We start from the raw sequence: 16,384 nt of genomic DNA, 5'->3' as shown, positions 1-16,384 counted from the left end.
ATCATTTGTGTTAAGTTTGTTTATCTCACTTCATTGATCAATCCTATTGCAAAATCTCTTTCAAAAAGATTTTTATAATGAGGAATAATTAATCTGCGAGAGATGAATTTTATATCATTATATAATATTAAATCAATATCTATAATCCTATCCTGATACCCTCCGAAATAAGAAGAATCCCTGGTACGACCCATTGATCTTTCTATTTCCTTCAATTTATCCAATAGCTTTATAGGCGAAATTTGTGTTTTAATTTGAATTGCAATATTACAAAAATTATTAGAACTAACAAATTCTACAGGTTGAGAAGTAATTAATTCAGATTTATTTAATATTAAACCAATATTTTCTACGATTTTTTTCAAAGCAATTTGGATATTATTTTCTGGATTATTAATATTACTTCCCAGTAACAAAACGACACTATTGTGCGACATATCAAACAAATAATTTTATAATGAAAAGTTTTTTCAAACTCGTTCTCGCAAATTTAACTGCAATTTTCATTGTTGTTGCAGGTTTTTTTGCATTTTTTCTCTTTTTCATATTAATATCTTCAGTTTCTGAAACATCGGACGTAAAATCCGAATCTGTTTTGACTTTGGACCTTAAAACTAAAATAATAGACAGCCCTTCCGAAGATCAAGAAGATTTTTTCGCTATCAATAAAGAACAAAAAGCAGTTTTATTGTATGACGTTTTACAAGCCATCAATAAAGCAAAAACAGATGATAAAATAAAAGGAATCAGCATAGAATCTGATTTCATCAGCGCTGGGATCACTCAATTGGATGATATTCGAAAAGCTTTGGTTGATTTCAAAAAAAGCGGAAAATTTGTTTATGCTTATGGCAACACCGTTTCTCAGAGTGCCTATTATTTAGGTTCCGTTGCCGACAAATACTACTTAAATCCATCTGGAGGTATCAATTTGCAAGGACTTTCTGCGGAAGTTACCTTTTATAAAAGTTTTGCTGAGAAGTATGGAATCGGGATCCAGGTGATTCGACATGGGAAATTCAAAGCAGCGGTTGAACCTTTTTTAAAGGATGAAATATCGCCAGAGAACAAAGAGCAACTTTCTACTTTGCTTAACGACATTTGGAATAACACCTCTACCAGAATAGCGGCTTCGAGAAACATTCCAGCATCAGATTTCAAAATGATCACGGACAGTCTTTATGGCTATCTTCCTAATTTGAGCTTGAAATACAAATTGGCAGATCAACTGATTCAAAAATCTGAATACGACAACATCATCAAGAAAAAATTGAAAATCGATGCAGATAAAAAAATAAATAAAATTTCTTTTGCCAAGTACACGAATTCTATAAAAGATGATGGTGGCAAAGATAAAATTGCTGTTTTATATGCTTCTGGTACTATATACAATGGTAAAGGCTATGATGCTATCTACGCAGACAACTTTGTGAAAGAAATCAAAAAACTTCAAAAAGATAAAAATGTTAAAGCTGTAGTTTTCAGAATCAATTCGCCGGGTGGAAGCGCCAATGCCTCGGACGAGATCCTTTTCGAAATGCAACAATTGAAACGCATTAAGCCTGTTGTTGTTTCCTTTGGAGATTATGCGGCTTCCGGCGGTTATTACATCGCAATGGGTGCTGACAAAATTTTCTCAGAGCCTAACACTTTGACTGGATCTATCGGTGTTTTCGGTGTGATTCCTTACTTCAAAGAGTTGGCGGCGAAAAACGGAATCCGAAGTGATGCTGTGACAACGAATGCGAATTCTAATATGATCTCAGCAATCAATGGATTGAGTCCTGGAGCAGTTACCATAATGACTAGAAGTGTTGAATCTACATACCAGCGTTTCGTGCATTTCGTAACGCAAAACAGAAAAAAATCTTTCGAACAGATCGACGCTGTGGGTGGCGGAAGAATTTGGTCTGGAGTAAGAGCCAAAGAAATCGGATTGGTGGATGAGTTGGGTAATTTGCAAGATGCCATCAATTATGCTGCAAAATCTGCGAAGTTGAAGGATTATGGCGTTTCAACTTATCCTGCGAAAGTGTCTAAGTTTGAACAATTTTTCTCTCCAGAAACTGATGAGGATTTCTCGACAAGAGTGATTAGAAATAAAATAGGTAAAGAGAATTTCAAAATATTCCAACAGATGACAGATCCTAATGCAAAAGCGACTGTGATGATGGAAACACCATTCAGCATCAAGTTGGATTAATAAAAAACTTAAGTACGTATTATCAAAAAAAAAGCACAAAACCGATGATCGGTTTTGTGCTTTTTTTTATCGATTTTGCAAAAATAAACTGTAACTGTTTATCAATTAATCTAAAAAAGGATGCCTTTGCTATTGAGGAATAGTAGGCCTGCCATTTTAAGATGATATTTTAAGTATTTTGAATTTGAATATTTCCGACAAAAAAAAGCCCACAACTTGTGGACTTTTTGTATTTAAAATTTGTAAGCGAGACTCCAACTGAAACCCATATTGAAACTGCCTGAACTGTTTCCGAATCCTGGGATTATCATCGGTTTGATCTCTTCTTGTTTCGTAGTGTAAGCCAAATATCTCGGTTGCACATTGACATCTATGAAAAAGTTGCTGCTGAACACCTGAACTCTGGCTCCTAAAAAAGCCTCGATCCAATAACTACTTTGAGAAGATGGATCGAAGGAAACGAAAACGCCCTCGCTGTTGATCCCCTTTATGGGAATCGCTTTGTACTCTTGGTTGTAGAAACTTCCTACGAGTTTTGCGCCGGCGTAGAAACCATTCAGGTCATTTTCGGGATCCATTGACAACATATAAAATCCACCGATCTTTGCGAATAGACCGTCAACTTTTGCATCGTAACCGTTTTTTTGATAGATATTCTTGTCAAACCCAAAATCTACGACCGCGTGAACCTTCTTGCTAATTCTGCTGGAAACGAAACCTTGAATCATTTGTCTGTCACCGAAAAAGCTAGTTCCAAGATTCAATAGATCTACGCCTACAGTAAAGTTGGGCGTATACTTCCATTTTACAGAATCCTGTTTCTTCTTTTCAGCTTGGGTCTGAGAAAAAACGGAAATCGACAAAAGGCTAAAAACGCAGATAAAAATTGATGCTAGTCTCATCTGTCAATGATGTTTGATTGGATTGGATACTTTGTACTGGGCCTGTTTCTAAAAGTTCAGCACTCAGGTTTTCATAATTTCTTTTGAAACCGCAAGGTGGCGAAACATAGATGGACTTGGCTTCGTAACGGATTCTAATTTTGGAACTATCGCCCTGAATTGCTGTTTTGATGTAAATGTCTGTAAAAGGGCTTTCATCAATTCTCAACGGAATAAAAACAGAATCTACATTATTCGAAGTAATGATATTTGTAGTTTTTGGATTTCCGTAATCTACATCTACTTTCAAATATGGCAATCTTACTAATTGATTATTATTAGCATTTCGAAATAGTAATTTCAATCTTGGTGTGGATTCTTCGCCTAGGCAAATATCATCGTCGCTCCCACAACTTATTAGAAGCATCAAAAAACCGAAAATCCATATTAAGTTTTTCATTAATGAAAATTTAGACTTTAGTATTAGATTAATAATTAAAATTAAGCCTTTATTTTTTAATCAACAAAGCGATATTTTCCACGTGATGCGTTTGTGGGAACATATCTACGGGAAGGATTTTCACCAATTCGTAATCTTCCTTCATTAAAGCAATATCTCTCGCTTGTGTCGCCGAATTACAACTTACATAAACAATTCTTTCGGGCGCCAGTTTCAAAATCTGCTCCACCACTTTCTGGTGCATCCCGTCTCTTGGTGGATCTGTAATCAAGACATCGGCTTTTGGATGAGTTTCCAAAAATTCGTCGTTGAAAACGTTTTTCATATCACCGCAATAGAAAGTTGTATTCTTAAGACCGTTCAATTCTGCATGCTCGATGGCCGCGTCGATGGCTTCCTGAACGGCTTCGATTCCGATCACGTGTTTAGCATTTCTTGCAATGTATTGCGCAATCGTTCCTGTTCCTGTGTAAAGGTCATACACGACTTGGTCGCCTGTAAGATCCGCAAACTCTAATGTTTTTCTGTATAATTCCAAAGCTTGTTTGTAATTGGTCTGGAAGAAGGATTTCGGTCCGATTTTGAACTTAAGTCCATCCATTTCTTCATAGATGAAACCTTCTCCAAAATAATTTTGAATATCCAAATCGTAAATGCTGTCATTGCCTTTCGGATTGATGGCAAAGACCAAAGTCGTGATCTGCGGGAATTGGCTCAAAAGGAAATCAAACAATTTGATCCTCTCCACTTTATTATCCTTATATAATTGGAAAAGCACCATCCAATCGCCTTTGGAATTCTGGCGAAGCATTAAAGTTCTTAAAAAACCTTTTTGCTCTTTGACATCATAAAACTCCAATCCGTTTTCAACAGCATAATTCTTAACTGCCAATCTGATTTGATTCGACGGATCTTCCTGAAGCCAACATTCCTTCAAATCGAGAATCTTGCTCCACATCCCGGGAATATGAAATCCCAATGCATCTCTGTTTCCGAAGTTTTCCTCAGAACTGATTTCGTATTGCGTTAACCAACGTGCGTTGGAAAAAGAAAATTCCATCTTGTTTCGGTAGAAATATGGATCTGGCGCTCCCAAGATCGGAACTTCTTCAAACTCTGGAAAACCACCGATTCTTCTGATGTTGTTCACGACTTCGCTATGTTTGAAATCGAGTTGTTTCTCGTACGCGATATTCTGCCATTTGCAACCACCACACGTTCCAAAGTGGATACACTTAGGTTCTACTCTATGCTCCGAATATTCCAAGATATCAACAGCTTCTCCTTCTACATAATTACTTTTCGATTTTTTGACTCTTACGTTGACAAGATCTCCAGGAACTGCGCCCTTTACTAGAACCGTTTTTCCATCCTCGGTCTTACCAACAGAAACTCCTTTCGCACCGGCGGAAAGGAGTCTGATATTTTCAAGAATTTTATTTCTTCTTTGTTTCATCTGCTAATTTTCATTGTTTTTCAATGTCAAATGAATCAGCCATATTTCTATTCTTTCAAAGTTATATGGCTGATTCATCTATTATTTTGTTTGCGTAGAATCTGCGTTTGGATTCTGTTGCAAAAGGTCGTTTTGCATTTGTGCTTGCGGATTCACAGTTGGCGCTTGCAAACCGGAAATCTTGTTCATCTCTTCTACAAATTTAGCATCGCCCAAATTATAGAAAGTTTGGCTCGCTACTTTCCCATCTTTGTCAATCAAGAAAAATCCTGGAATTTTGAAACCGTAGATGAAATATTTCTTAGCATATTCTGATGACAATCCGCCTTCTGCATAGTAATTGGTTCCAGGGATTCCTTTGAACATTGCGTTGGCAGTTTTCGTGAATTGGTCTTTTTTATCATCTAAGTTGACGAATGCGAAATTAACTTTAGCCTTATAGAAATTCACTACCTCTTTCAAAACTGGAATTGTAGATTGTCCGATGTACGGATTCCAAGAAGCATAGCTCATTACCAAAGTTGGTTTGCCGTTCGATTCGAAGTTTCCAGATTTTCCGTCCAATTTAGCAAGACTCACTTTCGGAGCAACTTCACCTTTCTTCAAACCGAAAACAGCGTTGATTGCAGAGTTCAAATCTTTTTTCACTTCAGAATCTTTGATATATTCGTCACTTACTTTGATTACTTTTTCTACCTCGCTTGTGTAAGGATTTAAATCAAATTTAGCAATTACAAATGCCAGCAAATAATCCTTAGTTTTTTGAGACATTTCTTTGTTGGTTGCCAAGAATCTTCCGAAGATCGCGGACATACTGGCCGTATTTTTATCTTGTTGCTTTTCAGCGAAGGTTTGGAAGTCCTGACCAACTTTGTTCAATAAATAATTTCTGTAAACTGGTAAATTTTCTACCATTCTATCATTATTCTTTGTCAAAGACTTTTCGTAATCTGTAAAGTTTTTTGAAACTTTGAAAGTTGGGTCGCCAGTCACTTGTCCGTGAGCAGATTGATATTGAACCAAGAAAGTCAATATGTTTGTGATCAACTCATCTTTTTTAAGTTTTACAACATCGCTGTCTGCCCCAATTTTGTCTGCATTTTGATCCAGATTTTTTTCGAGGTCGGAATGGATTTTTTTTATTTCAGCTAAGAATTCTGGTTCTTTTTTCTGAAGCATTTGCATATTCAGTTTTGAACTGTACGTTTCCAAAAACTTTTGAGTTTCTGTAATAAAATCATTGTTCTTCTTAGCATCACCTTCGATTTTGAAAACCTCTGGGAAAGTTCCTGCTTCTCCATAGATCTTGAGATCTTGACCTTTTTTAAGATAAATGAAATTCATTTTACCGGCATAGGTCATTGCGTACATTCCGTTTTTGGGTGCTTTGAATTCACCTTTGAAATTTCCCTTGTCATCAACACCTAAATTGACAAGTGGCAGTGTTGCCACGCCAGAAGCTTCTATAAATTCTATTCTTTCCAAAGGAGAACCTCCTTTTACATTTCCTTCCACTTTGACTTTGGAGCAAGAAACGACTAGCAAAGTGAGTAAAAGAAGAAATAAGTACTTTTTCATTTTAAAAAATTAATTTGTGCAAAAATAACTTAATTAAGATTTTAAAAAAAATGAAAATCAATTTTTATTATAAGATTAACAGAAATTAGATCGATAATTTGAATAATATAATTTGAGCAGTTCAACTCACTCATATACTATCAATATTCTTTGGACTTCTTCATCTTAATTCTAAACATTAATCAAAAAAAATGCTGGGCAAAAATACCCAGCATTTCTATTGTCAATAAAATCATTAGTTAAGATTCACCCAAGCAAATGTAGCTGGTGATGACACGGTTTGCGTACAACCTTGAAAGCTTCCTACTCCAGTAGTTTTCACGTATTGGATAGTACCTTCATTAGCTGCATTACAAGTAGAAGATGTAGAAAGTGTTGCTATTTTCACAGTTCCGTTGACTTGTAGTTTTGCATCACCGCTACTACTTGTACCTTCAAAATTGTTAATATCAATACCAACTTTACCATTTCTCAAAATTGTTAAGGCGTCACCTCTAGCACTTGAAGAACTACCTTTTCCAATTACAAGGAGTCTTTTGGATAGATTTGAATAAGAACTTGCTTCTGGTGTACCCTCAAGAGTATTATACACTCCCAATGATGTAGCATACATACTAGAGGCAGTAGCTCCATAACCAATTGCTTTCGAATATTGTCCTGTCAAAACATTCAAACTTCCCATCGCAAATGTTCTTGTAGCGGACAAGGTATTAGAATTTCCAATTGCAAAAGAACTTTCTGCAGTTACACTATTTATAAATCCTAAAGCAACAGAACTGGTAGCGGTTGAAGATAAATTATTTGAGTTTCCTATAGCAACAGCCGCATTCCCAGCGACTATATTTTCCTGCCCAATCCCAACACTACTCGTGTTAGAAACATTGTTTGTATTTCCAATAGCCAATGATCCTTGTCCTGACGCCCTATTTTCTTGTCCAATACCTACTGCACTTATAGCTGATGCTGTGTTGGTATTTCCGATAGCTAAAGTACCTTGTGCTGATGCCGTATTCGCCTGACCTATTGCTACGGAATTCTCTCCGGAAGCAATACTGGTATTCCCCATGGCAATAGCAGCTTGGTTGGTTGCTTGTGAAAGTAGGCCAGCACTAAAGGAACTTATCCCTGATGATAATGTACCCCTACCCATGCTTGTGGAAAATTGGCCTGTTGCTTTCACTAAAGCTCCAACTGCAAAGCTTGCCATACCACTTGCTTCATTTGCTATACCTAAAGAAGTACTACCAATCCCTGAGGCACTATTTATTGTCCCGGCAACGAAAGAGTTTTTCCCCATAGCTCCTAAATTAGCTACTGTAAGCCCACTTGCTCCTAAAAGCATGCTATACGTAAAATCTGGAGACCCTGGAATTAAAACCTCAGAAAGATCAGTAGGATTCCAAGTAGCATCCAATCCATATTTTCCTTCTACACCATAATTTGCGACAGGCGCACCTATAAGTCTCCAGTAGAAATTTGAAGCTCCCATATCAGGTCTTCTTTCAAAACCCGTTGGTGTAACAATCGTATCTGTATCCAAAAATTTTTGCCAAAAGTTACCATCAAAATAATAGTAACCTATTGCGGTCACATTTTGCCGCTGGCTAAGGTTATCTCCGCCTGTAATATTATTGATATAGATTAAAGTACCTCTTTGGTCAGTGCCATAGAGACTATTTCCCTTTGCTGTGAGCTCCGCCCTGGTAAGACGAGGCGCTTGTAGACCTGTCACATCTGTTGCAAGAAGTTCACCATTTATATTCTTAGACCCAGTAATATCTAAAGTACTCTTTGGATCATCTGTATTAACGCCGACGCGACCAGTTTGTGCTTTTAAGTTTGATGTGGCCGAAACGAAACTAAGCAAAGCTAAAAAAGTAATTTTATATATTCTCATGATGTATGTTTTTAATTAATGTAATTTTATTAAAGAATTTAAGATTGCTATAATAATTATACACACAGAATATTTTAAACCAAATAGTTGGTTAATTGTACTACTCTGAAATTATTATAAAAAATTAAACATTAAAATTTGGAGGTGGCCTAGCGAAAAGATGATTAGAATATATCCTGTATAAAGACAAATATTCATCGAAGAAATTAATTTTCTTTCTGTCACATGTACAATACGTAAGTATGAAACTTTCTTGCCTTATATAAAATTTTAAATAATGAAAATTTATATTAGATATAATGAAATGTGATCTTACATAATCATTACTAAAATACTCTGAAGTAGAAATTGGAGAAAACTTAAATGGTGCTTTCTTAGATTTTATGCTTTTTGGTAATTTTGGAGATGAAGAACTATAATTCTTCTTTGATAGTTTCCTATTTGTAGACTTCCTGTTTTTAGAATTTTTATAATTGCTGACAGTAGAACTTTTCGAAACGATTACTTGATGTCTATCTTCAAGAATTTTAGATCCTTCACTGTAATTATCATTAATAATAACGATAGTTCCCTTGCTAAAATTTAATTCTGCGTCTGGTGAGATATAAATCTGTGCACCGAAAGCATGACAGAAGAAAAATAAAATAAAGATGATACATTTCTTATCAAAACAAGAAATACCAATCAATTTATTTATTTTAATATAAATCATTTAAAATTTATCAACATTGTATCTTTATCGTAAAAATAATAAATTTTACGCAATAAAACATTGATTTAATGATAATATTATGTGAAAAATCGCTAATATTATATAACTGCCAAATTTTAGAAATCCCATTAAATGTATCAAGAATAAAGTCAACATTTAATGATTAGAAATTATTAATATTGATTTGATAGGAATATTAGATATTGATAGAACTTTGTTTAAAAAGTGAAAACTCTCAATTTCTAACTTAAAATTTTTGCTATTGGAACGAAATATATAACAAACCTTACTGTACAACAACGAAAAATTCTACATTTTTGCTGATATCGCTAATGATTTGATTCCTGCAAAATTCATTTTTAAGAATGGAATATGCGTGCAAGCTGAAGATAAAGACATTTTATAATTTTGATTTAAGAAGCACTTAAAATTTGAAACGTTCTGATACAAATCTACCTTATTTTAGAGCAGATGGTAAATCTCGGTAATAAAGTTCTGAAAGATAATTAGATCCAAGGAACCAAAAGAATTTCATAAAAAGTAGCGATTTCAGTTTCCTCTAACTGATGAAGGTTTCCTTTACATTTTTCAAATCCTATCAAGATTCGCTTTGATCACTTTTGAATCTAAACAAAAAAAAACGCCCATCAAGTGAATGATGAGCGTTTGAAAAAAACTGGCGGCGACCTACTCTCCCGCTTTCGCAGTACCATCGGCGCTAGAGGGCTTAACTTCTGTGTTCGGAATGGGAACAGGTGAGCCCCTCTGCTAGAACCACCCTAAAGGCTGTTCGTACAAAAGGATGTACGGTATATTTATTAAATTCAGAATTCTACATTTTGAGATTCAAAATTTTTACAATATTGAACTTCAAACTTGGAATATCGAATTTATTATCGATAAAAACGTTCACAAAGAGAGAACCTTGTCGTGCAGTTGGGCACTATGCCAATTAGGCAATAAATCTACGGGTAATTAGTACTACTCGGCTATGACATTACTGTCTTTACACCTGTAGCCTATCAACGTCGTCATCTCCAACGACCCTTAAAAGATGTCTCATCTTGAGGCAGGTTTCGCACTTATATGCTTTCAGTGCTTATCCTTTCCAAACGTAGCTACTCAGCGGTGCACCTGGCGGTACAACTGATACACCAGAGGTTTGTTCAAATCGGTCCTCTCGTACTAGATTCAAGCCCTCTCAAACATCTAACGCCCGCAATAGATAGAGACCGAACTGTCTCACGACGTTCTGAACCCAGCTCGCGTGCCACTTTAATGGGCGAACAGCCCAACCCTTGGGACCTTCTCCAGCCCCAGGATGTGACGAGCCGACATCGAGGTGCCGAACCTCCCCGTCGATATGAGCTCTTGGGGGAGACTAGCCTGTTATCCCCGGAGTACCTTTTATCCTATGAGCGATGGCCCTTCCATACGGAACCACCGGATCACTATGTCCTGCTTTCGCACCTGATCGACTTGTAGGTCTCACAGTCAAGCACCCTTATGCCATTACACTCTACGCACGGTTACCAAGCGTGCTGAGGGTACCTTTGAAAGCCTCCGTTACTCTTTTGGAGGCGACCACCCCAGTCAAACTACCCACCACGCAATGTCCTTCTGAAAGAAGTTAGGCTCCAAGTAAGTAAAGGGTGGTATTTCAACGTCGACTCCACAAACACTGGCGTGCCTGCTTCAAAGTCTCCCACCTATCCTACACATTACTTACTCAAAGTCAATACGAAGTTATAGTAAAGGTTCACAGGGTCTTTTCGTCCCATTGCGGGTACTCGGCATCTTCACCGAGACTACAATTTCACAGAGCTCATGGTTGAGACAGTGCCCAGATCGTTACACCATTCGTGCAGGTCGGAACTTACCCGACAAGGAATTTCGCTACCTTAGGACCGTTATAGTTACGGCCGCCGTTTACTGGGGCTTCAGTCAAACGCTTCGCATTGCTGCTAACGCCCTTCCTTAACCTTCCAGCACCGGGCAGGTGTCAGACCCTATACAGCATCTTTCGATTTAGCAGAGTCCTGTGTTTTTGATAAACAGTCGCCTGGGCCTCTTCACTGCGGCCAGCATTGCTGCTGGCGTCTCTTCTTCCGAAGTTACGAGACTATTTTGCCTAGTTCCTTAACCATGATTCACTCTAGCACCTTAGGATTCTCTCCTCGACTACCTGTGTCGGTTTATGGTACGGGTTGCTTCACTTCGGCTTTTCTTGGAAGCACTTTCCCTGCAGCAGCTTCGCCCGAAGGCTAGGCCTTGACTATTCCGTCAGTCTCCAGCAGGTACGGCACTCCGTCCCCTTTTTAGTGTGAGCAAGTATGGGAATATTAACCCATTGTCCATCCACTACCCCTTTCGGGTTCGCGTTAGGTCCCGACTAACCCTCAGCTGATTAGCATGGCTGAGGAATCCTTAGTCTTTCGGTGAGCGGGTTTCTCGCCCGCTTTATCGTTACTTATGCCTACATTTTCTTTTCTGTCCGCTCCACAATGCCTCGCGACACTGCTTCTGCGCAAACAGAATGCTCCCCTACCAGATGTAATAAATTACAAATCCATAGCTTCGGTAATATGCTTATGCCCGATTATTATCCATGCCGGACCGCTCGACTAGTGAGCTGTTACGCACTCTTTAAATGAATGGCTGCTTCCAAGCCAACATCCTAGCTGTCAATGCAGTCCAACCGCGTTATTTCAACTTAGCATATATTTTGGGACCTTAGCTGTTGGTCTGGGTTCTTTCCCTCTCGGACACGGACCTTAGCACCCGCGCCCTCACTGCCGAGAAACATTTATTAGCATTCGGAGTTTGTCAGGAATTGGTAGGATTTGACTCCCCCGCATCCAATCAGTAGCTCTACCTCTAATAAACTTGTCTCGACGCTGCACCTAAATGCATTTCGGGGAGTACGAGCTATCTCCCAGTTTGATTGGCCTTTCACCCCTACCCACAGGTCATCCGAAGACTTTTCAACGTCAACCGGTTCGGTCCTCCACTTTGTGTTACCAAAGCTTCAACCTGCCCATGGGTAGATCACAAGGTTTCGCGTCTAATCCTACTAACTAAGCGCCCTGTTCAGACTCGCTTTCGCTCCGGCTCCGGACCTTAAGTCCTTAACCTCGCTAGTAAAATTAACTCGTAGGCTCATTATGCAAAAGGCACGCCGTCACCCAACTTGTGGGCTCCGACCGCTTGTAGGCGTACGGTTTCAGGTTCTATTTCACCCTTCTATTCGAAGTGCTTTTCACCTTTCCTTCACAGTACTAGTTCACTATCGGTCTTTCAGGAGTATTTAGCCTTGGAGGATGGTCCCCCCATATTCAGACAGGATTTCACGTGTCCCGCCCTACTCATTTATCACTTATGTATGCCTTTCATATACCGGGCTGTCACCGTCTATGGCCGTTCTTTCCAGAACGTTCTATTAAACATATAAAAGCTTTTGGGCTAATCCGCTTTCGCTCGCCGCTACTTACGGAATCTCTTCGATTTCTTTTCCTCCGGGTACTTAGATGTTTCAGTTCTCCGGGTTTGCTCTCCATATAAATATGGAGTGACTGGTCTTCAACCAGACGGGTTGCCCCATTCGGACATCTCGGGATCAATTCGTGTGTGCCGATCCCCCGAGCTTTTCGCAGCTTACCACGTCCTTCTTCGCCTCTGAAAGCCTAGGCATCCGCCATACGCCCTTAACGATTTCTTTCCTAATTATTAATTAGTTCAGTATTTTTATTGCTCGATATTGCTATCAAGCGGTATTCTTATAAACTCAAGTGCCCAATTGCACTCGGTTTTCTCTTTGTGATGTTCTTATCGTTAATGTCAATGATCTTTGTTCTTCCTACCCGACCGATGAACAGATATTGTTTTTGGCTCTATCCGTAACTTTTAAATCGATCTTGTAAAACAGCTATATATAAGAGGCTCGAACTCTCTACACCCAATAATGCTTCCATCATTACAGTGCCGGACCCGTCTGTCCATAGATATTGTCTTTCGTAAATGTATAATCTTCTGTTCTTGTTACACCTCTGTAACTTTTTCATTACCTTCCAGTAATTGTGGAGAATAAGGGAGTCGAACCCTTGACCTCCTGCGTGCAAGGCAGGCGCTCTAGCCAGCTGAGCTAATTCCCCCTTTAAATGCCGATAGCTATTGGCCGTTTGCCTTTGGCTGATGCCATCCGCTATAAGCTATTTGCTAACCGCAAAATTAGTAGTCTCGGGCAGGCTCGAACTGCCGACCTCTACATTATCAGTGTAGCGCTCTAACCAGCTGAGCTACGAGACTCTCTGTGAGTGATATTTGATGAATAATAAACGACTACTCTCTATCATTCCTCAAGATTCTCTATCTCTCTGTTCCCTCCTACTAATCTTTAGGGGTATATTGTTATATAAGCAACCAAAGTAAACCAAAGCTTTTTCAAGTATAAAAAACTTAATTTTGTTTATCGTCTAGAAGACGCTCTAAAATGAGATGTTCCAGCCGCACCTTCCGGTACGGCTACCTTGTTACGACTTAGCCCTAGTTACCTGTTTTACCCTAGGCAGCTCCTGTTACGGTCACCGACTTCAGGTACCCCAGACTTCCATGGCTTGACGGGCGGTGTGTACAAGGCCCGGGAACGTATTCACCGCGCCATGGCTGATGCGCGATTACTAGCGATTCCAGCTTCATAGAGTCGAGTTGCAGACTCCAATCCGAACTGAGACCGGCTTTCGAGATTCGCATCCAGTCACCTGGTAGCTGCCCTCTGTACCGGCCATTGTAGCACGTGTGTGGCCCAAGACGTAAGGGCCGTGATGATTTGACGTCATCCCCACCTTCCTCTCTACTTGCGTAGGCAGTCTCACTAGAGTCCTCAACTGAATGTTAGCAACTAGTGACAGGGGTTGCGCTCGTTGCAGGACTTAACCTAACACCTCACGGCACGAGCTGACGACAACCATGCAGCACCTTGAAAAATGTCCGAAGAAGGATCTGTTTCCAAATCTGTCATTTCCCATTTAAGTCTTGGTAAGGTTCCTCGCGTATCATCGAATTAAACCACATGCTCCACCGCTTGTGCGGGCCCCCGTCAATTCCTTTGAGTTTCAATCTTGCGATCGTACTCCCCAGGTGGCTAACTTATCACTTTCGCTTAGTCTCTGAACCCGAAGGCCCAAAAACGAGTTAGCATCGTTTACGGCGTGGACTACCAGGGTATCTAATCCTGTTCGCTCCCCACGCTTTCGTCCATCAGCGTCAGTTAAGACTTGGTAACCTGCCTTCGCAATTGGTGTTCTAAGTAATATCTATGCATTTCACCGCTACACTACTTATTCCAGCTACCTCAATCTCACTCAAGACCTGCAGTATCAATGGCAGTTTCATAGTTGAGCTATGAGATTTCACCACTGACTTACAGATCCGCCTACGGACCCTTTAAACCCAATAAATCCGGATAACGCTTGCACCCTCCGTATTACCGCGGCTGCTGGCACGGAGTTAGCCGGTGCTTATTCATACTGTACCTTCAGCTACTTACACGTAAGTAGGTTTATCCCAGTATAAAAGAAGTTTACAACCCATAGGGCCTTAGTCCTTCACGCGGGATGGCTGGATCAGGCTCTCACCCATTGTCCAATATTCCTCACTGCTGCCTCCCGTAGGAGTCTGGTCCGTGTCTCAGTACCAGTGTGGGGGATCACCCTCTCAGGCCCCCTAAAGATCACTGACTTGGTAGGCCGTTACCCTACCAACTATCTAATCTTGCGCGTGCCCATCTCTATCCACCGGAGTTTTCAATATCGAATGATGCCATTCAATATATTATGGGGTATTAATCTTCCTTTCGAAAGGCTATCCCCCAGATAAAGGCAGGTTGCACACGTGTTCCGCACCCGTGCGCCGCTCTCAAAGACCCGAAGGTCTTCTACCGCTCGGCTTGCATGTGTTAGGCCTCCCGCTAGCGTTCATCCTGAGCCAGGATCAAACTCTCCATTGTATGTTTGTTCGTCCCTATACTCAAACTCAATTTAAAATTGACGCTTTGGTTTTCTTAATTTGGTTGTTATATGTTATGTCAATGAACTGCGTTCTGTTCGCCTCCTCAGGAATCTTGATCTGTCATTGTTGACCCTGATTGCGGGTGCAAAAGTATAAAAGTTTTTTAGACTGGCAAGTATTTTTTTTTAGTTTTTCTCTCTAGCCTGAAAGTCAGTTTGATACCATTCCCTAATTCTATTCTCCTCTTCAATCCTTTCTCAATTTGCCATTATAAAAGCAGAAAATATCGGTAGGCTAAAGGTACTAGCGAAGAAATAAAAGCAGAGTAAAACATCCCTCTCTAGAGATCCAAGTCATCTAAGTATTGATCAAAGTTATGTTGCAGAAGTGATATAAATTTTGTCCGATCTGTTTTCCTTAAACGTATTTCGCTCAGGGTCTTATGATAATTACCTAAACTGATATTCATTGTATTCTCTGCCCATCGAAATAGCTCTGCCAAATCAGAATAACCGCCATTGAAACACCTGGTCTGATGAAGTGCATAGAGAAGCTCAATAAGGGCAACTTTTGGAGCAGTCCATTCCAATTTCTTGATATTCGCTATCGAAGTTTCCTTGGCAGTTTTAAAATCAATTTTATTTGTCAGGTATTGATCTAAAAGATCATTTGCCATAATTTGAGAGACCAAATGGTCGTGGGATGTTGAAAATTCCTCGTCGTAGCTGTACATTTCCGGACTTAGCTTTAGTTTGAAGTCAAAATTGAACCTGACAAAATATTTTTTGTCCAGGAAGGTCGATTTACGCCGGTAGTAATTGATAAAGTCTTTCTGTTCATTATAAAAATACAGCAGATTTTTTCTTTCATCCTCATAATAGGATCTCAATGCCGGTGATTCGGCAAAAGGCTTCGATGCTTCTATCGCCAGAAGCTTCGAATAGTAGATGTAGATCGCCACAAACTGGGGCTTTGTATTTTTAAAGAAGTAGATCTCCTCGCTCCAGTCTGCAAATCGGTATTGCTTCAGAAACATTTTCAGCTGCCTGATGGCCACATCGGTCTCCATCAAGATCTCCTCTGCCCGGCTGATCATATCATTGTCTCTTCTGTTGATCTGATCTACATTTGTGGTCAGTGTATTCCAAAGCTGATCAACTTTCTTCTTAAATTGTTGTCCATTCATACGTC

The 16,384-nt window shown here is 39.5% G+C and carries 8 protein-coding genes, 2 tRNA genes and 3 rRNA genes; 1 reads left to right on the top strand and 12 read right to left on the bottom strand.

What is annotated here, in order from left to right; all coding sequences use genetic code 11:
- Positions 1 to 20: 20 nt before the first annotated feature.
- The gene (gene folK, locus IO90_RS10190) at positions 21 to 437 is read right to left on the bottom strand and encodes a 2-amino-4-hydroxy-6-hydroxymethyldihydropteridine diphosphokinase (RefSeq protein WP_034966142.1); all 417 of its coding nucleotides are present in this window, start codon (positions 435 to 437) and stop codon (positions 21 to 23) included.
- 20 nt (positions 438 to 457) lie between these two features.
- Here folK and sppA point away from each other — a divergent pair, with 20 nt between their 5' ends.
- Complete coding sequence (gene sppA, locus IO90_RS10185; protein WP_034966139.1) at positions 458 to 2,203, top strand: signal peptide peptidase SppA; 1,746 nt, start codon at positions 458 to 460, stop codon at positions 2,201 to 2,203.
- A 233-nt stretch (positions 2,204 to 2,436) separates the two neighbouring features.
- Here sppA and IO90_RS10180 read toward each other — a convergent pair whose 3' ends face one another.
- From IO90_RS10180 to IO90_RS10125, 11 genes are all read right to left on the bottom strand, one after another.
- Positions 2,437 to 3,105 carry a DUF6048 family protein gene (locus tag IO90_RS10180; RefSeq protein WP_034966137.1) on the bottom strand — a complete coding sequence of 223 codons (669 nt, stop codon included), beginning with the start codon at positions 3,103 to 3,105 and terminating at the stop codon, positions 2,437 to 2,439.
- On the bottom strand, positions 3,071 to 3,544 hold the full coding sequence (locus IO90_RS10175) for a DUF6452 family protein (RefSeq protein WP_034966134.1): 474 nt from the start codon (positions 3,542 to 3,544) through the stop codon (positions 3,071 to 3,073). The genes IO90_RS10180 and IO90_RS10175 overlap by 35 nt, the downstream gene beginning before the upstream one ends.
- Before the next feature lie 49 nt (positions 3,545 to 3,593).
- Positions 3,594 to 5,000, bottom strand: coding sequence for a 23S rRNA (uracil(1939)-C(5))-methyltransferase RlmD (gene rlmD / locus IO90_RS10170; protein ID WP_034966131.1), 1,407 nt, complete (start codon positions 4,998 to 5,000; stop codon positions 3,594 to 3,596).
- A gap of 81 nt (positions 5,001 to 5,081) precedes the next feature.
- On the bottom strand, positions 5,082 to 6,578 hold the full coding sequence (locus tag IO90_RS10165) for a TlpA family protein disulfide reductase (RefSeq protein WP_034966128.1): 1,497 nt from the start codon (positions 6,576 to 6,578) through the stop codon (positions 5,082 to 5,084).
- Between the two features lie 235 nt (positions 6,579 to 6,813).
- Positions 6,814 to 8,475 (bottom strand): hypothetical protein, encoded by a 1,662-nt coding sequence (locus tag IO90_RS10160; RefSeq protein WP_034966125.1) that lies wholly within the window; start codon positions 8,473 to 8,475, stop codon positions 6,814 to 6,816.
- 1,386 nt (positions 8,476 to 9,861) lie between these two features.
- Positions 9,862 to 9,969, bottom strand: a 5S ribosomal RNA gene (gene rrf / locus IO90_RS10150).
- 173 nt (positions 9,970 to 10,142) lie between these two features.
- Positions 10,143 to 12,905, bottom strand: a 23S ribosomal RNA gene (locus IO90_RS10145).
- A gap of 359 nt (positions 12,906 to 13,264) precedes the next feature.
- Positions 13,265 to 13,338: transfer RNA gene (locus tag IO90_RS10140), tRNA-Ala, on the bottom strand.
- Positions 13,339 to 13,418: 80 nt separating this feature from the next.
- Positions 13,419 to 13,492: transfer RNA gene (locus IO90_RS10135), tRNA-Ile, on the bottom strand.
- 182 nt (positions 13,493 to 13,674) lie between these two features.
- Positions 13,675 to 15,191 (bottom strand): 16S ribosomal RNA (locus IO90_RS10130).
- The 16S, 23S and 5S rRNA genes sit together here with 2 tRNA genes alongside, the layout of an rRNA operon.
- Before the next feature lie 342 nt (positions 15,192 to 15,533).
- Positions 15,534 to 16,379: an RteC domain-containing protein gene (locus tag IO90_RS10125; protein WP_034966120.1), complete on the bottom strand. Its 846-nt coding sequence runs from the start codon at positions 16,377 to 16,379 to the stop codon at positions 15,534 to 15,536.
- Positions 16,380 to 16,384 lie beyond the last annotated feature (5 nt).

This window comes from Chryseobacterium sp. FH1, from assembly GCF_000735135.1.
Taxonomy (GTDB): domain Bacteria; phylum Bacteroidota; class Bacteroidia; order Flavobacteriales; family Weeksellaceae; genus Epilithonimonas.
The sequence above is the reverse complement of the archived record's forward strand: the minus strand, read 5'-3'. Positions and strand labels throughout refer to the sequence as shown.